This is a genomic window from Roseobacter sp. EG26 (assembly GCF_049830555.1).
Classification (GTDB): domain Bacteria; phylum Pseudomonadota; class Alphaproteobacteria; order Rhodobacterales; family Rhodobacteraceae; genus Roseobacter.
The window spans coordinates 322,218-344,380 of sequence record NZ_JBNBLH010000004.1; the positions used below are offsets into that span (position 1 = coordinate 322,218).

General features: G+C 61.0%; 21 protein-coding genes. 8 read left to right on the plus strand and 13 right to left on the minus strand.

The genetic code is table 11. The annotated features are described in order from the left end of the window. Together ACOTTU_RS11795 and ACOTTU_RS11800 are read right to left on the minus strand one after the other, a co-directional pair. Window positions 1-519 carry a hypothetical protein gene (locus tag ACOTTU_RS11795; RefSeq protein ID WP_425658180.1) on the minus strand — a complete coding sequence of 173 codons (519 nt, stop codon included), beginning with the start codon at window positions 517-519 and terminating at the stop codon, window positions 1-3. A 28-nt stretch (window positions 520-547) separates the two neighbouring features. Further along, on the minus strand, window positions 548-1,798 hold the full coding sequence (locus tag ACOTTU_RS11800) for a Zn-dependent hydrolase (protein ID WP_425658182.1): 1,251 nt from the start codon (window positions 1,796-1,798) through the stop codon (window positions 548-550). Between the two features lie 184 nt (window positions 1,799-1,982). Between ACOTTU_RS11800 and ACOTTU_RS11805 the strand changes: the two genes are divergently transcribed. Continuing rightward, entirely contained in the window at window positions 1,983-2,600 is a 618-nt protein-coding gene (locus tag ACOTTU_RS11805; protein ID WP_425658361.1) for a TetR family transcriptional regulator C-terminal domain-containing protein, read from the plus strand. A 115-nt stretch (window positions 2,601-2,715) separates the two neighbouring features. Further along, complete coding sequence (locus ACOTTU_RS11810) at window positions 2,716-3,186, plus strand: hypothetical protein (RefSeq protein ID WP_425658184.1); 471 nt, start codon at window positions 2,716-2,718, stop codon at window positions 3,184-3,186. 2 nt (window positions 3,187-3,188) lie between these two features. Here ACOTTU_RS11810 and preA read toward each other — a convergent pair whose 3' ends face one another. Continuing rightward, entirely contained in the window at window positions 3,189-4,490 is a 1,302-nt protein-coding gene (preA, locus tag ACOTTU_RS11815) for an NAD-dependent dihydropyrimidine dehydrogenase subunit PreA (RefSeq protein ID WP_425658185.1), read from the minus strand. 23 nt (window positions 4,491-4,513) lie between these two features. After that, a complete protein-coding gene (locus ACOTTU_RS11820; RefSeq protein WP_425658187.1) occupies window positions 4,514-5,845 on the minus strand; it encodes an NAD(P)-dependent oxidoreductase in 1,332 nt (443 codons plus the stop codon). A gap of 326 nt (window positions 5,846-6,171) precedes the next feature. On the opposite strand from ACOTTU_RS11820, the gene ACOTTU_RS11825 reads away from it, so the two are divergent. After that, the gene (locus tag ACOTTU_RS11825; RefSeq protein WP_298919475.1) at window positions 6,172-6,378 is read left to right on the plus strand and encodes a cold-shock protein; all 207 of its coding nucleotides are present in this window, start codon (window positions 6,172-6,174) and stop codon (window positions 6,376-6,378) included. Window positions 6,379-6,478: 100 nt separating this feature from the next. On the opposite strand, the gene ACOTTU_RS11830 is transcribed toward ACOTTU_RS11825, so the two are convergent. Both ACOTTU_RS11830 and ACOTTU_RS11835 read right to left on the minus strand, forming a co-directional pair. Continuing rightward, window positions 6,479-7,096 carry an SOS response-associated peptidase gene (locus ACOTTU_RS11830; RefSeq protein WP_425658189.1) on the minus strand — a complete coding sequence of 206 codons (618 nt, stop codon included), beginning with the start codon at window positions 7,094-7,096 and terminating at the stop codon, window positions 6,479-6,481. 4 nt (window positions 7,097-7,100) lie between these two features. Then, the gene (locus ACOTTU_RS11835) at window positions 7,101-7,736 is read right to left on the minus strand and encodes an arylesterase (RefSeq protein WP_425658191.1); all 636 of its coding nucleotides are present in this window, start codon (window positions 7,734-7,736) and stop codon (window positions 7,101-7,103) included. Between the two features lie 51 nt (window positions 7,737-7,787). On the opposite strand from ACOTTU_RS11835, the gene ACOTTU_RS11840 reads away from it, so the two are divergent. Together ACOTTU_RS11840 and ACOTTU_RS11845 are read left to right on the plus strand one after the other, a co-directional pair. Beyond that, entirely contained in the window at window positions 7,788-8,477 is a 690-nt protein-coding gene (locus tag ACOTTU_RS11840; protein ID WP_425658192.1) for an ABC transporter ATP-binding protein, read from the plus strand. Beyond that, window positions 8,474-11,002 (plus strand): ABC transporter permease, encoded by a 2,529-nt coding sequence (locus ACOTTU_RS11845; protein WP_425658195.1) that lies wholly within the window; start codon window positions 8,474-8,476, stop codon window positions 11,000-11,002. The genes ACOTTU_RS11840 and ACOTTU_RS11845 overlap by 4 nt, the downstream gene beginning before the upstream one ends. A gap of 12 nt (window positions 11,003-11,014) precedes the next feature. Here the strand turns inward: ACOTTU_RS11845 and gcvH are convergent, their stop codons facing one another. Continuing rightward, window positions 11,015-11,377, minus strand: coding sequence for a glycine cleavage system protein GcvH (gene gcvH, locus ACOTTU_RS11850; protein WP_425658197.1), 363 nt, complete (start codon window positions 11,375-11,377; stop codon window positions 11,015-11,017). Window positions 11,378-11,550: 173 nt separating this feature from the next. Here gcvH and ACOTTU_RS11855 point away from each other — a divergent pair, with 173 nt between their 5' ends. Then, window positions 11,551-12,141, plus strand: coding sequence for a gamma-glutamylcyclotransferase family protein (locus tag ACOTTU_RS11855; RefSeq protein WP_425658199.1), 591 nt, complete (start codon window positions 11,551-11,553; stop codon window positions 12,139-12,141). Here ACOTTU_RS11855 and ACOTTU_RS11860 read toward each other — a convergent pair. From ACOTTU_RS11860 to ACOTTU_RS11870, 3 genes are read right to left on the minus strand one after another with little or no spacing between them, the layout of a single operon-like run. Beyond that, on the minus strand, window positions 12,088-13,485 hold the full coding sequence (locus tag ACOTTU_RS11860) for an MATE family efflux transporter (protein ID WP_425658201.1): 1,398 nt from the start codon (window positions 13,483-13,485) through the stop codon (window positions 12,088-12,090). The two genes, ACOTTU_RS11855 and ACOTTU_RS11860, sit on opposite strands and share 54 nt — an antisense overlap. Window positions 13,486-13,515: 30 nt before the next feature. After that, window positions 13,516-14,841, minus strand: coding sequence for a glutamate--tRNA ligase (gltX, locus tag ACOTTU_RS11865; protein WP_425658203.1), 1,326 nt, complete (start codon window positions 14,839-14,841; stop codon window positions 13,516-13,518). 60 nt (window positions 14,842-14,901) lie between these two features. Then, on the minus strand, window positions 14,902-15,312 hold the full coding sequence (locus tag ACOTTU_RS11870; RefSeq protein ID WP_425658205.1) for a DUF1801 domain-containing protein: 411 nt from the start codon (window positions 15,310-15,312) through the stop codon (window positions 14,902-14,904). Window positions 15,313-15,416: 104 nt separating this feature from the next. Here ACOTTU_RS11870 and ACOTTU_RS11875 point away from each other — a divergent pair, with 104 nt between their 5' ends. Then, window positions 15,417-16,346 (plus strand): MBL fold metallo-hydrolase, encoded by a 930-nt coding sequence (locus ACOTTU_RS11875; RefSeq protein ID WP_425658207.1) that lies wholly within the window; start codon window positions 15,417-15,419, stop codon window positions 16,344-16,346. 36 nt (window positions 16,347-16,382) lie between these two features. On the opposite strand, the gene ACOTTU_RS11880 is transcribed toward ACOTTU_RS11875, so the two are convergent. Then, window positions 16,383-17,192, minus strand: a complete 810-nt coding sequence (locus tag ACOTTU_RS11880) for an alpha/beta hydrolase family esterase (protein WP_425658209.1) — start codon at window positions 17,190-17,192, stop codon at window positions 16,383-16,385. Window positions 17,193-17,273: 81 nt separating this feature from the next. Continuing rightward, window positions 17,274-18,932 carry an NAD+ synthase gene (locus ACOTTU_RS11885; protein WP_425658210.1) on the minus strand — a complete coding sequence of 553 codons (1,659 nt, stop codon included), beginning with the start codon at window positions 18,930-18,932 and terminating at the stop codon, window positions 17,274-17,276. A gap of 181 nt (window positions 18,933-19,113) precedes the next feature. Between ACOTTU_RS11885 and ACOTTU_RS11890 the strand changes: the two genes are divergently transcribed. Further along, the gene (locus ACOTTU_RS11890; RefSeq protein WP_298919499.1) at window positions 19,114-20,502 is read left to right on the plus strand and encodes an MORN repeat-containing protein; all 1,389 of its coding nucleotides are present in this window, start codon (window positions 19,114-19,116) and stop codon (window positions 20,500-20,502) included. A gap of 184 nt (window positions 20,503-20,686) precedes the next feature. Here the strand turns inward: ACOTTU_RS11890 and ACOTTU_RS11895 are convergent, their stop codons facing one another. Continuing rightward, on the minus strand, window positions 20,687-22,051 hold the full coding sequence (locus tag ACOTTU_RS11895) for a diguanylate cyclase domain-containing protein (RefSeq protein WP_425658213.1): 1,365 nt from the start codon (window positions 22,049-22,051) through the stop codon (window positions 20,687-20,689). Window positions 22,052-22,163 lie beyond the last annotated feature (112 nt).

The window sequence follows — 22,163 nt, forward strand, 5'->3', positions numbered from 1 at the left end:
TCATTTCTCCTCTTTTTCAGGGCAATCAAATGCCACTTTGACCTGACTCGGGCCGACATCCGGCACCGCCGCCTCATAGATCAGCGAGCATCCAGGGTAGCGGCCGTCCTCCGCTAAAAACGGCGTCCCGGGGTAGTCCGTTGTGCGATTTTGGCCAATCGTGAATGTAGCGTAGTCAGGGTAGTTACTTTGAAAAAATCCAGCGAAAAGAGCGCGCATTCCGGTTTCGCAGTTCATGACCGACGCCCCTTTTTCCAGGAGAACCGAGTTGCCGCTAGGCACACACTGCATCTCTTCGAAAAGGGTCGCGCCCTGCGACAACAAATCAGCGGCTTTTTTGGCGTCGCCAGCTTCCAACTGTGAAATTACTTCACTTTTCGTGCCTTCGGGCAACGTCTGTCGTAACGCCGACCCTAATTCCTTGGCGATCAATTGATTGCCCCTGTCGGCAATGATGAAACCCAAGCCGTAACCTGCCGCAGCAATCCCGAGTGCCGCGGCGACGCCACCAAAGATCATTCCGAAGGACTTTCCTTGCGGCATATCTCTACCCCACAATCTCCGCCGTCTCGACCACCGCGTGCAGCAATACATCTGCACCCGCTGCGGCCCAGTCCTTGGAAATCTCTTCCGCTTCATTGTGGCTTAACCCGTCCACACAGGGGCACATCACCATGGCCGTGGGGGCGACGCGGTTGATCCAGCAGGCGTCATGACCTGCACCCGAGATGAGATCCCTGTGGGAATATCCCAACCGTTCCGCTGCCGCGCGCACCGCGCCGACGCAGCCTTCATCAAAGGCCACCGGATCGAACCCGCCGACCTTCTCAAAGGCAATCTCCAGCCCTATGTCGTCGGCAATCTTCTGACCTTCGACCCGCAGACGCGCCTCCATATCCTCGATCACGCTCAGATCGGGCGAGCGGAAATCGACTGTGAAGACCACCTTGCCCGGGATCACGTTGCGTGAATTGGGATAGACGTCGATATGCCCCGCAGCGCCCACCGCATGGGGCGCATGGCTCCAGGCGATCTCGTCCACTTTCTCCAGCACGCGCGCCATGCCCAGCCCGGCATTCTTGCGCATGGGCATCGGGGTCGAGCCGGTGTGGCTGTCCTTGCCGGTGATCGTCACCTGCGTCCACGAAAGCCCCTGCCCATGGGTCACCACGCCGATATCCTTGCCCTCAGCTTCCAGAATGGGTCCCTGTTCAATGTGCAACTCAAAAAAGGCGTGCATCTTGCGCGCGCCCACTTCCTCTTCGCCACGCCAGCCGATGCGTTTCAGCTCATCGCCGAATTTCTTGCCCTCCGCGTCCTCCCGGTCGTAGGCCCAGTCCTGCGTGTGAATGCCGGCAAACACACCCGACGACAGCATCGCGGGCGCGTAGCGCGTGCCTTCCTCATTGGTGAAATTGGTCACGACAATGGGGTGTTTGGTCTTCACGCCCAGATCGTTCAGCGTGCGGATGATCTCCAGCCCGCCCAAAACGCCCAAAACACCGTCATATTTGCCACCCGTCGGCTGCGTGTCGAGGTGGCTACCCACATAGACGGGCAGAGCATCGGGGTCCGTCCCTGCGCGATGCGCAAACATATTGCCCATCTGGTCGAGCCCCATGTCGCAGCCCGCCGCCTCGCACCAGCTTTGAAACAGCGCCCGGCCTTCGCCATCTTCATCCGTAACTGTCTGCCGGTTATTGCCGCCTGCCACGCCGGGTCCGATCTTGGCCATTTCCATCAACGTGTCCCAAAGACGGTCTGGGTTGATTTTCAGGTTCTGTCCGGGCGCGGGCATGGCTGGGGTCCTTCCTGGCGGTAGTTTTCATTGACCAGCGGCAAATTTTACCATTTGGTAAAGACACGATTGCGATTAGGCCGGATCAAGTCAAGACTTCCTTTCAACGATATGTGATTGGAATCCGGCAACAGCATTTCGGGCGCCCAATTATGTGGCGGTCATCAATGGGGTGGAAACGCGTTTGCCAGACGGGACCGACAAGAAACCAAGCCGCATCCAACAGCGAAACCGCGGCCGTATTCTGGATGCAGCATTGGAGGTTTTTTCCCAACATGGCTATCGTGGCGCGACGCTTGATCAAATCGCCGAAACAGCAGGTTTAAGCAAACCGAACATCCTCTACTACTTTGATGGCAAAGCAGAAATTCACGTCACTTTGCTCAACCAGCTTATGGAAACATGGCTGGACCCGTTGGTGACATTGGATCCGAAGGGGGACCCGCTGGAGGAGATTCTCAGCTACGTCCACCGGAAACTGGACATGGCCCGCGATCTGCCGCGCGAAAGCAGATTGTTCGCCGGAGAGATCCTTCAGGGCGCGCCGCGTATGGGGCCACATCTGCAATCCGATCTGCGCCCCCTTTTCGAAGAAAAATGCGCGGTTATTCAAAACTGGATGGATCAGGGGCATTTGACCCAAATTGACCCGCGCCACCTGATTTTTTCCATTTGGGCCACGACCCAGCATTACGCCGACTTTGCAACTCAAGTGCAGGTTTTATTGCAGGATGATCCCGCCGGTCACGAGGACGCAGCCACCTATCTGACCACGCTTTTCACCCGCCTTCTCACGCCGTAAGAAATTGTTAACCCTGGTGAAAAATAGATTTTCGGCTTAACGGGCTGTTAACGTTTACCTTGCCTTAATGGTTACGGGTGGCGGCTTCAGATTGATGTCAAGATCGGAGCTTACCATGAGTGCAATATCCTTTATCGCCCCATACGCGCCGCAGCCGGTCGCACCCTCGCAGGGTGACCCGCAAGTTGCCGGCGTGCAACCTGGCCAGCCTATGGCCAACACGTCCACGAACAACAATGCCAACACCGCCTCGGATCATTCCGGACAAGGCGCTGGTGACGGCACGGGTACGGGCGGGGCCCAGCTTGCAACGCTTCTCAAAAGGGGACGCGTCGCAATGCTGCCTGTCGATGCAACTTCAAAGTCAGTGGTGGAGGCGCAGACCGGCCCGACCACCGACTATCTGGCCCAACAGGCGCAATTGCGCGCGGAATCCGCAGCACTTCAGGAGGCTCAGGACGCAGAGCGGGCGAAGGCGCGCGCGGAGGCAACGGCGCAAGCCGCCGCCGAGGCGGCAGAGCCGGAGTTTGAGCTGCCCAATCCTTTGCCAACGGCGCCCATTCTGGCCGGTGATGCAAAAAACTGAGGCTACTCCGCCGCTTTTGCGCCGGGATTATTCGGATGCGTGGTCCAGTTGGCGTAGTCCCGCTCCACCACCTTGCCGGTGCGAGGATCAACCATTCCCGGGGTCATCGCCTCCATGGTGATGCACGCCTCCACCGGGCACACGTTGACGCAAAGGTTGCAGGCCACGCATTCCTCGTCGATGACCGTAAAGGTGCGGTCGTCCGACATGGCGATGGCCTGATGCGATGTATCTTCGCAGGCTGCAAAACAGCGTCCGCATGAGATGCACAAATCCTGATTGATCTTGGCCTTGGCCACGTAATTCAGGTTGAGGTGCTGCCAGTCGGTCACATTCGGTACGGCGCGTCGGACGATCTGGTCGACCGACGTCAGCCCCTTGCTGTCCATGTAGTCGCTCAGGCCCGAAATCATTTCCTGCACGATCTTGAACCCGTAGGTCATGGCAGCCGTGCAGACCTGCACATTGCCCGCCCCCAGCGCCATGAATTCCGCCGCATCGCGCCAGGTGGTGATGCCACCAATGCCAGAGATCGGGATTTGCGACAGCTCCGGGTCACGCGCAATTTCCGCAACCATGTTCAGCGCAATCGGTTTCACTGCCGGACCGCAATAACCGCCATGCGCGCCCTTGCCATCAATGGTGGGTTCCGGCGCGAAAAGATCCAGATCGACGGAGGTGATCGAATTGATCGTGTTGATCAGGCTGACCGCATCCGCGCCGCCCTTCATGGCCGCCTCAGCCGGTTTGCGGATGTCGGTGATGTTCGGCGTCAGCTTCACGATCACCGGCATGCGGGTGTTGGCCTTGACCCAGCGGGTCACCATTTCGATGTATTCCGGCACCTGCCCCACGGCTGAGCCCATGCCGCGTTCCGACATGCCATGCGGGCAGCCGAAGTTCAGTTCGACCCCATCCGCACCAGTGTCCTCGACCAGCGGCAGGATGAATTTCCAAGGCTCCTCCTCGCAAGGCACCATCAGCGACACAATCATCGCCCGGTCCGGGTAGTCGCGCTTGACCACCTTGATCTCATCAAGATTGGTCTGCAACGGGCGGTCGGTGATCAGTTCGATGTTGTTGAGCCCCAGCAGCCGCCGGTCCGCGCCGTAGATCGCGCCATAGCGCGGCCCATTGACATTGACCACATGCGGATCCAGCCCCAGCGTTTTCCACACGACCCCACCCCAGCCTGCATCAAAGGCGCGGCGCACGTTGTATTCCTTGTCCGTCGGCGGCGCCGAGGCCAGCCAGAACGGGTTCGGGCTCTTGATGCCCACAAATTCGCTTGTCAGATTTGCCATTTCAGTTCCTCCGTGGGGGTGGGTCAGACCGCTGCCCCTGTCAAAGCCGCATGAATGTCCAGTGCCGCGTCGCGCCCTTCGGCCACAGCCGTCACCGTCAGATCATCGCCACCGCTGGCGCAATCGCCACCCGCCCAAACGCCGTTGACTGACGTCCGGCCCGTATCCGAGACCTTGATCTTGCGACCTTCCAGCTCCGGCAGCCCGTCGCCTTCAAGGGTCTGGCCGATGGCCTTAAATACCTGATCTGCGCTCAGCCGCAGCTTATCACCGGTTTCCGCCATGTCATCGTCCACATAGCTGAATTCGATCTCGCGCACGGCACCATTGCCGATCACTGATTTCGGCACCGCGTGGGTGACAATCCGCACGCCTTTCGAGGCCGCCAGATCCTGTTCGAACACGCTCGCATTCATCCGGTCGCGGCCCCGCCGATAGACAAGTGTCACGTTCAGCGCGCCAAGTAATTTTGCCTGAACCGCCGCGTCAATGGCCGTCATCCCGCCGCCGATCACGACAACGTCGCGCCCAACCGGCACCTGCGCCAGATCGCTGGCCTGCCGCAGATCAGCGATGAAATCTACCGCGTCCAGAACGCCGTCCTTGTCAGCACCCTCGGCCTGCAGCGCGTTCACCCCGCCAAGCCCCAGCCCCAGGAAAACCGCGTCATGATCCGCCGTTAGCTGCTCCAGCGTCACCGCATCCCCCAGCGCCATGCCGGTCTTGATCTCGATGCCACCGATTTGCAGCAGCCAATCCACCTCCGCCTGGGCAAACCCATCCACGGTCTTGTAGGTGGCAATGCCGAATTCGTTCAGCCCGCCGGGCTTGGGGCGCGCATCATAGACGGTCACATCATGGCCCAGCATAGCCAGGCGGTGCGCACAGGCCAGACCCGCAGGCCCCGCCCCCACCACGGCCACAGTTTTACCCGTGGCCGCAGCACGGGAGAAAGGATGTATCCCCTGTTCCTGCAAATGATCCGTTGCATATCGCTGCAACTGGCCGATCAGCACCGGCTTGCCTTCGGCCGCCTCGCGCACGCAGGCCTCTTCGCAAAGCTGCTCTGTCGGGCAAACGCGCGCGCACATACCGCCCATGATATTCTGGCTGAGAATCGTTTTTGCCGCCGCATCCGGGGTACCCGTGGCGATTTGCCGGATAAAAAGCGGGATATCGATATCCGTCGGACAAGCCGTGATGCAGGGGGCGTCGTGGCAAAAGTAACAGCGGTCCGCCGCCACCAGCGCTTCGTGCCGATCAAGGCGCGGATGCAGATCAGAGAACTGCTCAGCGTAGTCTTCGCCGCCCAATCGTGCAGGAACAATACCCGGTGTAAATGCATTGCTGGACATGGTTTTCCCCATTCTGGCGTGATCATTCGGAAAAAAGTTCTCACGAATTGATTTTTTTATCAACTGGTAAAATTTTTTTCGGCACAGCTAAACCACGCGGTGTTCAAAAACCATGCGACACACGGCTGGCGGGAATTTGCCGATGCAATCGTGTTCATTGCTGTCATCAGAATTTGGCTTGCTTTTGCAGGAAGCTGCTCCAATATCGGAGGCGCGACGCGACAAACTATCGACCACTGCTCCTTACGGCCCAGTCATTCGATCTGCTTTCGACCGAGCCAAGCTGCCGCATTCCGCGGGCAGGACATTCTAAGGAGAACACGGAGATGGCCTCAGGCACCGTGAAATGGTTTAACACGACAAAAGGCTACGGCTTTATCGCTCCCGATGGTGGCGGAAAAGATATTTTTGTACATATTTCTGCAGTAGAACGTGCGGGTCTCACCGGTCTGGCGGACAACCAGAAAGTCACATTTGACGTTGAAGCGGGCCGCGATGGCCGCGAAAGCGCCGGCAACCTCGCGCTGGCCTGACGAAGATATCTAGCACTGATGAAACGGGCGCTATGGTGCCCGTTTTTTGGTTTTCAGACCGGTTTCGAAAACGTCGCGAACCTGTCAAGCACGCAGCGTATCAAGGCCCCTCCCAATCGACGTTCGTTGCCGGACTGACCTGCAAGCGCTCGTCCGGCCAGGGTTTCAGTAGCGGCAAGACTTCTTCTTCGGAGCCGTTGAACCACTTTGAAACATCGCCCGGCTCCAAAATCACACCCATACGGTGATGGACATCCTCCACATCGGCAGAGGGCGCGCAGGTCAGAGTCGCCACCTGATCCACCTGCACACCGCCCGGCCCCGACCAACGATCCGTGATCGCAGCGAACAGCAGCAATCCACCTGATTTCGGGGTGATCGACCAGGCGGTTTTGCGGCGTTTTTCACCGGTCCATTCGTACCAGCCGTTCATCGGGACCACAGCGCGCCCGGTGCCAAGATAGGCGGATTTGTCGAACACGGTTTCGCTACGCGCATTGACCAGCGTCTCCATCACCGGACGGCCACGGGCATTGACCCGCCCGACCGGGATGATCCCCCAGCGCATGCGGCTCAGACCCTTTGCGGTCAGAACCACAATCTCCTGCCCCGGTGCCACGTTCTGGCGTGGCGCTTCATCCGCGACGGGGCTGGCGTCGCAATCCAAGGTTGCGCCCAATTCCGCCATGGGTGTCGTCAGAAAGAACCGCCCGGGCACCGCGTTACTCCTGCGCCCGGTCGATCAGTTCCAGCACGTAAGGTCCCAGAGCCGCGACGATCTGTACGACACCTTCCGCATTGGGGTGGATGCCATCGGGCTGCATGAAGGCCCGCACCGATGCGGGATCACCGCCCGCCACATCCAGCCCTTCGAAAAAACTCGGCGCATGCAAGGCGCCGAATTCCTCGGCCAGCGCGGGATACATCCCATCAAACTCGGCCTTGTATTCTGGGCCGTAGTTGCCCGGTGCCTGCATGCCAACCAGCAAAACCTCTACATCTGCCGCCGCAGCCGCCTGCATGATCCCTTCGAGGTTGGCGCGGCTGACGTCCGGTGCGATGCCACGCAAAAGATCGTTGCCCCCCAGCGTCACGATCATCGCATCCACTTCCGGTGTCAGCGTCCAGGCCGCGCGGCTCAACCCGCCCGCCGTGGTATCCCCCGACACACCCGCATTGATCAGCCGCACCTGCGCGCCCTTTGCGCCCAGCCAATCCTGCAACTGCGGCACGAATCCCTGCTCCGCCACCAGCCCGTAGCCCTGCGTCAGGCTATCTCCGAGGGCGGCAATCACAACCTCCTCGGCCGCCGCCGCCCACGGCCAAATGCCTGCAATGCAAACCAAAACCTTGTGCATCTTGATCCAGCCTCCATATGCCACAGGTATAGCAAAAAGGTGCTAACACTTATGACCGACCTCGTGTTCTCTCTCAAAGATGCGGTTTTGTCGCTGGATGGCAATGCCGGACGTGTGGATATCCTGCACGGCATCACGCTGGAGGTTCACAAGGGCGAGAGCCTTGGGCTCATCGGTCCGTCCGGATCCGGCAAGTCCTCGCTGCTGATGCTGATGGGCGGGCTGGAGCGCGCCACCGGCGGTCAGGTCGCGGCCCTTGGGCAGGATCTGACGCATATGTCCGAAGATGCACTGGCCCGGTTTCGCCGCAATCATATGGGCGTGGTTTTCCAGTCTTTTCACCTGATCCCCACGATGACCGCGCTGGAAAATGTCGCAACCCCGCTGGAACTGGCCGGGGAGCGGGACGCCTTTGACAGGGCAGCGGCGGAACTGGCCGAGGTGGGCCTTGCGCATCGTGCCGATCACTATCCCTCGCAGATGTCTGGCGGCGAACAGCAGCGCGTGGCCCTCGCCCGCGCCTCCGCGCCGCGCCCCGATATTCTGCTGGCGGATGAGCCCACCGGCAATCTCGACGGCGCAAATGGCGCGGCCATCATTGACCTGCTCTTTGGCTTGCGCGACCGGCATGGCGCGACGCTGGTGCTGGTCACCCATTCGCGCACGCTGGCGGCGCGTTGTGACCGGGTGGTCCGCTTGGGTGACGGGCGGATCGTGCCCGAGGCGCGCGCCGCCGAATGAGCCTGCGCCTCGCCTCCAGATTTGCCCGGCGCGAATTGCGCGGCGGTCTGCGCGGCTTTCGCATTTTCCTCGCCTGTCTGGCCCTTGGCGTCGCGGCCATCGCCGCTGTGGGGTCTGTACGTTCCGGCATTGAAGCGGGCCTCGCCCGCGAAGGGGCGGCCCTGCTCGGTGGCGACGCGGAAATGGACTTCACCTACCGTTTCGCGACACCGGAGGAGCGCGCGTGGATGGACAGCGTTGCCGTCAATGTCTCCGAGATTGTGGATTTTCGGTCCATGGCCGTTGTGGGCACCGGCGACAACACGCAGCGCGGTCTTACCCAGATCAAGGCGATTGATACGGCTTACCCGCTGGTCGGACATGTGGAACTGGCCCCAAACATGCCCCTCGCGGATGCCTTGGGCGATCACGGCGGCCTGCCCGGCGCGGTCATGGAACGGGTTCTGGCGGATAGGCTCGGCCTTGACGTTGGCGGCAGTTTCCGGCTCGGCACCCAGGATTTTCACCTTGCCGCCATTCTGGCCCGTGAACCGGACAGCGCTGCGGGCGGTTTCGCGCTCGGGCCGCGCACGATTGTGCGCACCCCCGACCTTGAAAACTCCTCCCTGCTCGCCCCCGGCACGCTGTTTTCAACCAAATACCGCCTCGATCTACCGCCCGGCACTGATCTGGCAGTCCTTGAGTCTGACGCGCGCACCCAATTCGAAACCTCGGGCCTGCGCTGGACCGATGCCCGCAACGGTGCGCCCGGCGTTTCGGAATTTGTGGATCGGCTGGGCGCTTTCCTGATCCTTGTCGGGCTGTCGGGTCTCGCGGTCGGTGGGGTTGGCGTTGCTTCAGCGGTCCGCGCCTATCTGGCGGGAAAGACCAATGTGATCGCCACCCTGCGCACGCTTGGCGCGGATCGGGCCACGATTTTCCAGACCTATTTTCTGCAGATCGGCGTTCTGGCGATTGTCGGGGTCGGGATCGGCGTGACCTTGGGGGGTCTCGCCCCCATGATCCTCGCCCCGGTCATCGAATCGCGCCTGCCGATACCGGCGATCTTTGCCCTCTACCCGGCACCGCTCCTGGAGGCCGCCATCTACGGTTTGCTGACGGCATTTCTCTTCACGCTCTGGCCCTTGGCGCGGGCCGAAGAGATTCGCGCCGCAACCCTTTTTCGCGATGCGCTGACCACCGGCAGGGCGCTGCCTGCGCCGCGTTACGTCGTGGGTGCCATCCTCACCCTTGCCCTGCTGCTGACGCTGGCAGGTTGGTTTTCGGGGACATGGCGGCTGACGCTCTGGACCGCGGGGGGGATTGCCGCAGCTTTGGCCCTTCTGACTGTCACGGCCATTTTGATCCGCGCCCTGTCACGTCGCTGCACCGGTATTGTGCGTGGACGGCCCCGGCTCAGATGGGCGCTCTCAGCAATCTCCGGCCCGCGTGAAGGTGCTGTATCTGTGGTGCTGTCACTTGGCCTCGGCCTGTCGGTTCTCGCGGCCGTCGGCCAGATTGATGGCAATCTGCGCAATGCCATCACCGGCAACCTGCCGGATGTGGCACCCTCCTACTTCTTTGTGGACATCCAGAAAGACCAGATCAACGGCTACACCGAACGGCTGAAAACCGACCCGGCGGTCAAACGCATCCAATCAGCCCCCATGCTGCGGGGCATCATCACGCGCATCAACGACAAACCCGCACGCGAGTTGGCAGGCGATCATTGGGTGCTGCAAGGTGATCGCGGCGTCACCTATACAAATACCATGCCCGAAAACACACGATTGACTGCCGGCGATTGGTGGGCGGAAGGCTACACCGGCCCCCCCCTGATCAGTTTTGCCGCCGAAGAGGCCGAGGAAATGGGCCTCGAGATCGGCGATACCCTGACCGTCAACATCCTGGGCCGGGACATCACAGGCACCATCGCTAATTTCCGCGAGGTTGATTTCTCCACCGCCGGGATCGGTTTCATTCTGTCGATGAACCCCTCCGCGCTGGCGGGCGCACCCCATAGCTTCATCTCCACCGTTTACGCCGAGGAGGCTGCTGAGGCGCAGATCCTGCGTGACCTTGCCAGCCGTTACCCCAATATCACCGCGATCCGGGTGCGCGACGCCATCGACCGCGTCGCAGATGTTCTGAGCGGATTGGCAACGGCCACCTCCTATGGCGCTGCCGCAACCCTGATCACCGGCTTTCTGGTGCTGATCGGAGCTGCCGCCGCCGGGACCGAGGCGCGCGTCTATGAGGCCGCGATCCTGAAAACCCTTGGGGCCTCCCGCCGCAGCATTCTGCTCAGCTTCGCCCTCAGATCGGTGCTTCTGGGGCTTTGTGCCGGGATCGTCGCCTTCTTTGCGGGAATCCTCGGCGGATGGGCGGTCAGCACCTACATCATGGATACCGATTTCACCGTCATCTGGTCCTCTGCACTGATGATCATCGCAGGCGGTACGGCGGCCACATTGCTGGCGGGCCTGGCCTTTGCCTGGGGCCCGATCAACGCCCAGCCCGCCCGTATTCTGCGCTCTGCCGAATAGCGCGCCGGCGCCTCAGGCGATGAACTTCTGGTATCCCGCCTCATCCATGAAGTCATCCATCTGACCGGGATCACTGACGGTCATCTTGAAGAACCACGCCTCGCCCTGCGGGTCCTCGTTGATGCGACCGGGGGTCTCGGCCAGGGCAGTGTTGACCTCGACAATCTCACCATCAACCGGCGCCAGAATATCGCTCGCGGCCTTGACGGATTCGATCACGACCACTTCATCATCCTTGCTGACCGTCGTGCCTTCCTCGGGCAGTTCCACAAACACCACGTCGCCCAGCTGTTCGGCAGCATGGGCCGTGATGCCCACCAGCATCACGCCATCTTCTTCTTCGCGCAGCCATTCATGCTCTTCTGTGAACTTCATCCTGTCTTCTCCTGTTCTTCCTGTCTCGATATCAACTGATAAGCCGGCATGGGCGGCACCATAAACGCCCCGGCAACAAGGTGACGCTAGTGCGTGCCCGGCAGATCGGTCAAGGCACCTTGCCCCCCCGCCCCCGGAATGATTGACTGCGTCCAATTCTGCATGAGGCGACCATGAACGATCCCTATTTCTTTGGCTATGGCAGCCTTGTGAACACCAAAAGCCATGACTACCCGGACCCACGGCCCGCAACCCTGCACGGCTGGCGCAGGGCCTGGGTCGCCACACCGCGCTTTGGCGTGGTCCTGCTGACCGGCGTGCGCGCGCCCGGCCACAGCATTCAGGGGCTGATCGCTGCTGTTCCCGGTGCCGACTGGGCGGCCCTTGACGCACGCGAAGGCGGGTACAATCGCCTGTCCGCCAACGGATCGGTCACCCATGACCACCCCGCCACGCCAGAGATCGCCGTCTATGCGGTCGCGCCGGAAAACCGGCTGGAACGGGCCGAACATATGATCCTGCTCAGCTATCTCGACGTGGTAGTACAGGGATTTCACGAGGTCTTTGGCGAGACCGGTGTGCAGGGTTTTTTCGACACCACCGACGGTTGGGACACGCCGATCCTGAACGATCGCGCCGATCCGGTCTACCCGCGCCACCAAGAGCTGACGAAGGATCAGACGGCCCTTGTGGACCATCATCTTGCGCGGCTATCGGCGCAGGTGAAGCAGCGACATGAGGCGCCCCTGCCGCCCGAATTCTGAAACCGGCGCAGCCGCCGCCCCGGCAGGGGCAACTATCACCCGTCGTGCCAGCGCCCAGGCCAGCAGGCCAAAGATCACGCCTGTCAGCGCCTGCCCGATCAGCACGCCTTGCGCTCCGAATATCCCCGCCCCCAGCAGCACCAGCGGCAGCATGCCAACCGTATTGCGCCCCCAGTTCAGAAAGGTGGAATAGAACGGGTGGCCCAGGTTGTTGAACGCCGCATTGGCCACAAAGAGCACCCCGTTGAAGAAAAAGAGCAGCGCCAGCGGGCCGCAGAAAAGATAGACCAGATCGCGCGTGACACCGGTGGCGGTGAATAGATCCGCAATCGGCGCGCGCAGCAGATAAAGCAAGCAGGAAACGCTCAGGATCACGATACCGTTGAACAGGATCGCGGCGCGAAACCCCGCGCGCACCCGGTCATGATCACCCGCCCCGTGGTTCTGGCCAAGGATCGGCCCCACCGCCCCTGAAAGCGCAAAAATAACGCCAAAGGCCACCATGCCCAGCCGCCCGACAATCGCCATCCCGGCGATGGCCTCCTCCCCGAAACCGGCCATGGCGCGGGTGACAATGGCCTGCCCCACGGGCGTGGCAAGCTGGGTCAGAATGGCCGGAAAGGCGATGGTTGCAATGGGGATCAGATCGCGCAGCATGCCGCCCGGACGCGGGCGTCCGACGCCGCCATAAAACTGGATCAGTGGCAGCAGGGCGGCATAGGCGATCACCAGCCGTGCCGCGACCGAGGCCAGCGCCGCACCGGTCAATTCCAGGTTCAGCCCGAAGATCAGGATAGGGTCCAGCACCGCATTGACCGCACCGCCGTAGATCGTGGCCATCATCGCCCGGCGCGCATCGCCATGCGCCCGCAGGATCGCCCCGCCCATCATCCCGATCATCAGAAACGGCAGGCTGGGCACGATGATTTGCAGATAGGACACCGCCAGCGCCGCGATCTCTCCCGTGGCCCCCAGCAGCGCGACCAGCAGCGGCAGATTGGCCCAGACCACGGCCGCAAAAACGACGCCAAAGCCGAACCCGTAGAGCAGTGAATGGGTTTTGCGTTCTTCCGCCAGTTGCACGTCCCCGGCCCCCAATGCCCGGGCGACAAGTGCCCCTGCGGCAATCGACATGCCGATGCCGAAGGAGGTTGTGAAAAAGAGGATCGTTGCGGCATAGCCCACGGCGGCGGCCAGTTCCGCCTTGCCCAGCATGGCGATGAAGATCATGTCAACGAAATCGACCAGAAACAGCGCCATCAGCCCCACGGAGGCGGTCAGCGACATCACCGACACATGCCGAAAGAGGTTGCCCGTCAGGAATTTGGCCTGCGCGTCAGCCATGGCCCGCCGCCTTTTGTGCGGGCCGCCCGGTCATCCGCGCGCCTTGACCACCTGCAAAAGCGGCATCAGCGCGGACATGTCCGGCCCATGCGCCTGCCCCGTGAGCGCCTTTCGCAGCGGCATGAAAAGCCCGCGCCCCTTGCGCCCGGTGGCCTCCTTGACTGCCGCGGTCCAGGTGCCCCAGGTCTGGTCGTCAAAGGGGGCCTCCGGCAGCAACGCCATGGCCTCAGCCACAAATTCCGCGTCTTCCGCGTCGATCTGCGGCTCGGCCCCGTCGCGCATCATCTCCCACCAGGGAGCAAGATCGCTCAACGTGGTGATGTTTTCGCGGGTGACCTCCCAGAACTGCGCGGCCTTGTCATTGGGCACGCCCGCCGCCGTGATGCTGTCCTGCACCGCCGCCAGCGGCTGGCCCGCCAGATGGCGCGCGGTCAGCGGAAGAAGGTCATCCACATCGAATTTGGTCGGCGCGGAGCCAAAGCGGCCAATGTCAAAGCCCTCGATCAGTTCGGCCATATCGGCGCGCAGTTCCACCGGGTCAGACGAGCCCAGCCGCGCCATCAGGCTCAAAAGCGCCATCGGCTGGATGCCCTGCGCGCGCAAATCCCGCAGGCTGAGCGTGCCGAGACGTTTGGACAGCGCCTCCCCCTGCGGCCCGGTCAGCAGCGAGTGGTGTGCAAAATCCGGCACCGTGCCGCCCAGGGCTTCGATGATCTGGATTTGCGTAGCGGTATTGGTCACATGGTCGGAACCCCGCACCACATGGGTCACGCCCATTTCCGTGTCATCGACCACCGAAGCCAGCGTGTAGAGCACCTGCCCGTCGCCCCGGATGAGCACTGGATCGGACACGCTGGCCGCATCAATCGAGATATCGCCCAGAATGCCGTCTTTCCATCCGATGCGTTGCTGATCGAGCTTGAAGCGCCACACGCCATTGCCCCGCTCGGCGCGCAGGGCATCTTTTTCGGCTTCCGATAGTGCCAGCGCCGCGCGGTCATAAATCGGCGGTTTGCCCATGTTGAGCTGCTTTTTGCGTTTCAGATCGAGTTCCGTCGGCGTCTCGAAAGCCTCGTAAAACCGCACCTTTTCGCGCAGGGCATCTGCCGCCGCGTGATAGCGATCCAGCCGCGCCGATTGCCGCTCCACCCGGTCCCAATGCAGGCCCAGCCACTCCAGATCACGCTTGATCCCATCGACATATTCTTCCTTGGAACGTTCCGGATCGGTGTCATCGATGCGCAGGATAAACGTTCCGCCCGCTTTGCGCGCGATCAGGTAGTTCATCAGGGCGGTGCGCAGGTTGCCAATATGGATGTAGCCGGTGGGCGATGGGGCAAAACGGGTGGTGGTCATGACTGTCTCCTGTTGCAGCGCGTGGTGTCACAGGGGCGCGCAATTGTCCAGCAATCCGGCTTATGTGGGCTGCACCGGCCAACGGGTGGCCAGATCTTCCAGACCGGCGCGGATCAACCTCTTCAGCACGTCCAGATCCACGTCCTCCAGTTTGTTGATGTAAAGACAGGATTTGCCGATCTTGTGCTTGCCCAGACCCGACAGAATATGCCCAAAATCGGCGTATCCGGGCATGATATAGACCGACAGTTTAGCCTTGCGCGGCGCAAATCCCGTCGCGAACCATGTGCCCGTACGCCCGGATTTGTAGGTATAGTCATAGGTGCCATAGCCCAGCATGCCCCCGCGCCAGAACTGCGGCTGCCAGCCGGTGGTCTCCTGAAACAACCTGTCCAAGTGAGCGGCTTCGCGAAACCGGCGCTCTGGTGTGACCGTTTCCAGAAAGGCCGCAACCTCTGCATTTGCACTCATGGGGTCCTCCTCGCAGAAATATGATCGGTTTGTGGCGATTTGGCATTGGCGTCAGCCACCAGAACACTACCCTTGGTAGCGTCCAACACAAAAGGAAAATGATCATGTCTCATCAGATCACCCTGTCCCGTCGCGCCGCGCTGACCGGTGCGGCGGCCCTGCCTCTGGCCGCGGCAACCGCTGGCGTTGCGCGCGCCGGTGCGGAAATGAAAGGCGTCGCAATGAGCCCTTTCAACCGCGTCAAGGTCGGCAATTTCGAGGTCACGACACTGCTCGCAGGCACCCGTGCCGTTGAGGGGCCGCACAACATCTTTGGCCTGAACGTCGATGCCGATACCTTTGCCTCGGTCTCTGCGGCGGCTAATCTGCCCACCGATATCTCGCAATTCTTCTTCACGCCCACGGTGGTCAATACCGGCTCGGAGCTGGTGCTTTTCGACACCGGACTATCGGCGGCTGGCACCACCGCAGCACTGGAGGCCGCCGGGTATACCGCCGATCAGGTCGATGCCGTGGTCATCACCCACATGCATGGGGATCATATTGGCGGCATGACAAAAGAGGACGGGTCGGCCACCTATGGCAATGCGCGCTTTGTCACGGGCCGGGCCGAATTCGACGCCTGGGCCAAGGCGGATAACGATAATTTCAAAGCCAAAATTCAGCCCTTTGCGGAGAATTTCACCTTCCTTGAGGATGGCGGCGACGTGGCCTCCGGGCTGACGGCAATGGCGGCCTTTGGTCATACGCCCGGGCATATGACCTATAGGGTGGAATCAGACGGCACGCAGCTCATTCTGGGGGCGGATTTTGCCAACCACTATGTCTGGTCGCTGGCCCATCCCGATTGGGAAGTGAAGTTCGACATGGACAAAGCGGCGGCGGCGGCCACGCGGCGGCGCATTCTGGATATGATGGCCGCCGACAAGACGGCCTTTGTCGGCTATCACATGCCATGGCCCGGTGTGGGCTATGTTGAAAAGCGCGGCGATGGCTACGCTTACGTGCCGCACAGCTACCAATTGATGCTGTAACAACCCGCGGGGCGGCGGTCTGGCCTTGAGGTCAGATCAAAGCCGCCCTGCCTGCCGGAACCGTTCCCAGGCGAAACGCACATATTCGGTGCGAAACGAATGCCCTCCTTCAAAGAGGCAGAAATCCAGAATATCCTCTGCGTCGTTGCGCCTTTCTTCGCACCGCAGCGCGTCATGGGTGCTGGGGTGGGACGGACCAAAACCACCGTATTGCCCGTACATGTCCAGCGCCTCGCGAACTTCCCCCTGTTTGGTTTGCAAAATACGCCGCCCTGTCAGTGGCACCGTGCGGTCGGCATCACCGTGGATGTGAATGACATTGGCCACCGGCCCTGCGCAGGTTTCCGGCGGCGTCAGCCAGAAGGTGCCCGAGATTGGCGCGAAAGCAGCAAAGCGGTCGCTGCGCGCGCAGGCAAGGTTCCATGTCATCATGCCCCCCGCGCTGAAGCCAGTCGCCATGACACGGCTGTCATCCACCGCGAATCGCCGGGCCGCATCCTCAAGCACCGCATCGAAATAGGCGAATTCCTCCGCCCCGTCGCTGTCCATGTGGCGCGGCGCATTCGGGATCACCCAGTCGTCGTCCTTCGACTTCACCGCGATCAGCGCAGCCCCCAGCTCCGACGCCATGCGCCGCAGCGACCCATTGCGCATCACCCCCTGAGCCGAGCCGCGATAGCCATGCGAGAAGACAATTGCAGGCACGCGCGTGGTACCATCGTGCCCTTCGGGCATGGCAATGCGGTAGTGCCGGTCGCCCAGCACGCAGTCCGTGTCAGGCCCGCAGGCATAGGCCGGCAGGGCGGCGGTAAGGCACAAAAAGGACACGGTGGACAGCAGGCGCATGAATAATCCTCACAACTTTTGCCCGGACATTGGCGTGTCGCCAGCGGCCACTCAAGTCACAACATCGTAAGGTTGGCGGCTTCAGGAAGGATCGCGCCAGCGGTTCACAATCGGATAGCGCCGGTCCAGCCAGAACGCCCCCTTGGTCAAACGCGCGCCCGGGGCGGACTGAAAGCGCTTGTACTCGGAAATGTAGATCAGATGCTCGACCTTTTTCGCCACCGCACGCTCAAAACCGGCCGCCACGCAATCCTCTATGGACCCCGCCTGATCGACAAGAATTTCCAGCATCGCATCCAGGTCAGGATAATCGGGCAGGCTGTCGCTGTCTTTCTGATCTTCACGCAACTCGGCCGAGGGTGGTTTGTCGATTACCCGCGGCGTGATCACCTCGCCTGCTGGGCCCATCATCCAGTCACGGTGATTGGCATTGCGCCAGCGGCAGGTCTCGAACACGCGCGTCTTGTAGAGATCCTTGATCGGGTTATAGCCGCCCGCCATGTCGCCATAAATCGTCGCATAGCCCACGGCTACCTCGGATTTATTGCCCGTGGTCAGCAACATCTCGCCGAACTTGTTGCTGAGCGCCATCAACAACAGCCCGCGTAGGCGCGACTGGATGTTTTCCTCCGCCAGACCGGGCGCATGCCCTTCAAACAACGGGGCCAGCGTGCCGGTGATCGCCGCCCGCCCCTCGGATATGGGCACGTAATCATATCGGCAGCCCAGCGCCTTTGCGACAGCTTCCGCGTCTTCCAGCGATGCCTTCGATGTGTATTCAGAGGGCAACATCACGCAGCGCACATTCTCCGCGCCCAGCGCATCCACGGCGATGGTCGCGACAATGGCTGAATCCACACCGCCTGACAGGCCCAACAGCACCTTGCCGAACCCGGTCTTGCGGCAGTAATCGCGCAAGGATTGCACCATGACGCGGTAATCCTGCTCCCAGGCGTCGGGGTGCGGCGCCTTTTCGCCCTCCGCGATACGCCAGCCCTCAGGCGTTCGCTCCAGATCCACATGGGCCACGGCCTCCACCAGCACCGGCAATTGCACCGCCAGATGCCCGCCGGGGTTCAACCCGAAGGAAGCGCCATCAAACACCTGATCGTCCTGCCCACCGACCATATTGAGGTAGATGAGCGGCAAATCCGTCTCGATCACGCGGGCCACCATGTGATTGAGCCGGGTCTCGAACTTGTCGCGGTAATAGGGCGATCCGTTGGGCACCAGCAGGAACTCCGCGCCCGTCTCGGCCAGGGTTTCGGTCACATCCTCATGCCAGGCGTCCTCGCAGATCGGGCTGCCCACCCGCGAATTGCCCACCGAATAGGGCCCGCCCAAAGGCCCCGCATCAAAAATGCGCACCTCGTCGAACACGGTCTCATTCGGCAGATGATGCTTGAGCACCTGACTGGCGATGCGTCCGCCCTTGAGAATCAGATAGGCGTTGTAAAGCTTCGTGCCTTCAACCCATGGGGCACCGATGGCCAGCGCAGGCCCGTCGGCACAATCGGCGGCCAATTGTTCGATATGGGCGGCCACATCCAGCTGGAAGGCGCGGCGCATCACCAGATCCTGCGCATTATACCCGGTGATGAACATCTCCGGCAGCGCCACGAGGTCCGCACCCGCGTCGCGGCCCGCTTCCCAGGTCTGCCGCGCAAGGGCTGCATTACCCTTCAGATCCCCAACCGTCGGGTTCATCTGACCCAAAGTGATACGAAAACCATCCGCCATAGATACAGGCCTCTTTGCTCGATTTGTCGTGATGTAGCAGATTGCGCCCGCGTGAAAAGCCCATCGCCGCCCAATCTGCAAAAGAAGATTGCCCCCCGGTCGGGCTTTGCTTAAGTTCTGGCTGGGGTCCTACGGGGGGTCGGGCTTCGCATCACGCCGTAAAAGAATTGCAAGGTTTGTTATGTTTCTTCGACGATTGATCTTCTGCCTCGCGGTTTTGCCTGCGCCTTTGATGGCGCAGGAGGGTCAGGTTCTGACCAAACAATATGATGACGGCGGGGTCTATGAAGGCACCTTCCGAGGCGGGGTTCAGCATGGGTCGGGCACCTACAAGCTGCCCAACGGCTATGAATATTCCGGCCAGTGGGTCGATGGCGAGATCAAGGGCGAAGGTGTTGCGCGTTTTCCCAACGGCTCGGTCTACGAAGGACTCTTTGCCAAGGGCAAACCCGATGGCGTCGGCAAGATCATCTTTGCCGATGGCGGCACCTATGAGGGCGAGTGGCAGGGGGGTGCCATCATGGGCACCGGCATTGCGCTTTATGCCAATGGCGTGCGCTACGAAGGCCAGTTCCGCAATGCCAAGCACCATGGCAAAGGCACGATGCAAAGCCCGGGCGGCTATGAATACAAGGGCGATTGGATCGACGGCGCCAAGGAAGGCTTCGGCACCATCACCTACCCTGACGGGGCCGTTTACGAAGGTGAAATCCGCGGCGGCAAACGCGCCGGTCAGGGCACCCTCACCATGCCCGACGGTCTGGTCTATGTCGGCCTCTGGCGCGACGGCCAGATTGACGGCACCGGCAAGCTGACACAGGCCAACGGTGACATCTACGAAGGCCAGCTTTCCGGAGGACGCCGCGAAGGTCAGGGCAAGGTGATCTATGCCAATGGCGATGTCTACGAGGGCTCCTTTGCCAATGACCTGCGCGATGGCCAGGGGACGTTCACGGCTCAGGACGGCTACACCTACACCGGGTCCTGGGTTGCGGGCGAGATCGAGGGCAAAGGGCGCGTGACCTATCCTGACGGGTCGGTCTACGTGGGTGATTTTTCAGGTGGGCTTGCGGATGGCACCGGTCTGATCACCTATCCTGATGGCTCCACCTATGACGGCGCGTGGAAAACCGGGGTGATCGACGGCGAAGGCAAGGCGACCTACACCAACGGTGTGGTTTACGAGGGCGGTTTCAAAAATGCCCGCAACCATGGTCAGGGCACCATGACCTATGCGGATGGCTACAAATACGACGGGAATTGGGTTGACGGGCAACGTCAGGGGCTGGGCACGGCAACCTATCCTGATGGCACCATCTATTCGGGCACCTTCGAGGATGGTCAGCGGCATGGGGCCGGCAAGATCACCATGCCAAGCGGGTTTACCTATGAAGGGTCCTGGGTCGAAGGCGAGATTGAAGGCGAAGGCGTGGCCACCTATGCCAACGGCGACGTCTATGAAGGTACGTTCAAGGCTGGCAAACGACAGGGCACCGGCACCATGCGCTATGCGACCGGTGAAGAGGCCAGTGGTGATTGGGAAAACGGGGCTCTGACCGACGGCGGCTGAAAAGCACGTTCAAATTTCGACCCCGCAGCTCGGCGATATGGCCCTGTTTTGCAAACCGCTCCTGTCGGGGACACGCCCGAAATCCGCGCCTTCATAGTGACGCCATCAGGCCGCGTTTGCCTGCGTCTTTGCCAGACAGGCTGCGTCTTCGATAATGCGGATGGGCCCCCCAGAACCCCGAGCTTCAGGCCAGCGAACCGGCACCATCCATTGATTTGCAAAACAAAACCGGCTCTTTCGCGTTTTTCTTTTTCGACCAGTACATCGCTGCATCAGATTGCGACAGGAGCGTCTCCCACTGCGTGCCGGGATTGGCGACCGATACCCCAACCGAGGCTTCCACAACGTGATCATGATCGGCAAAGCTGATCGGTTTCCTGCCCAGTGCGGAAAACCGGTCGGCAACGGCAATCGAACGTTCCTCCGGGTTGCGATCCAGAACCACGCATAGGAACTCGTCCCCGCCGAGCCGGGCGACGTAATCTGACGGACCTGCGGCCTCCACCAGCCGCTCCGCCGTGACCTTGAGCGCTATATCGCCGGCACTGTGCCCATGCGTGTCGTTCAACTCTTTGAATTTGTTCAAGTCTATGTAAACCGTTGCCAGCTGCCCGTTCTCCAGCATCGCCGCCACATCCCGGCGCTGCAGCAGCGCTTCCAGACCGGCACGGTTGAGCAATCCAGTCAGCTGATCCGTGGTGGCAATCTGTTTTGCCCGTTCAAGCGATTTGTGCTGATTGTGAAAATACCGGGTCGCCGATCCGCAGATACCCAGCAGACCAAGGCAAAAAAGGATCAGGCTGGGCATCATCTCACGTCTCAGCTTTGTGCCGGTATGTTCCGCCACCCAGTTCAACGCCACCAACGGCTGACCCATGGCGTCTGCCAAAAACGGCGTATCGTTACCCGCATCACCCGTCTCGTGTTCAAAAGACAGGCTATTCACCCGTGCCCGTTTGGCGAGAGTCGACAGCCAGTTCTGGTCCAGCTTGGTAATGCCGATCATCATCGGGTAAGGCGCGCGCGGGACTTCTGCAACATCATCAGGCGTGATCCAGGCCGCCGCGGCAAGATAGAACTGCTGGTCAATCTCGACGACGCCGGAGACAGATTGATAGTCTTCTGCTGCATTCATTCTCAACTGCGAAACCAGACCCCTGTAGGCAGCTGCGTCAAACATGCTATGCGCCCGCGCACCCAAGCTTTCATCATAGGCATGTCGCAACTGACCGCTCTCATTCAGAATAAAAAGCTGGTCGAACAATTCGCTCTCGGTCGCGCCGGAGCCAATGTTTTCGTAAATCTCCGCAGCATCGTCAGCTTGCACAACCTCATAGGCAAGCGTCCAATACGCATAATCCTCGACCGACAGGACAAGCTTTTTGGTATGTTCCTCAATCGACAGGTTCAGCACATCCTGTGTCCGTTCCCGTTCGGTCTGATCAATGCGCCCGGTCATCCAGAACAGCATGCCCAGCACCGATGCCGTTGCAAATACCCCCAAAAGGCCATGCATCCAGAAGATATACCGCCACGAGATTTGTTGCATCGGCCTCTGCCCTTTGTCAAAGGACATCACTCTAGATTGAACCCCTTAAGACAGGGTGAATTCCGGTAAAGAGCGCAGTTTGCCGGGTGCGGATTCAGGTGCCAGCGGCCAC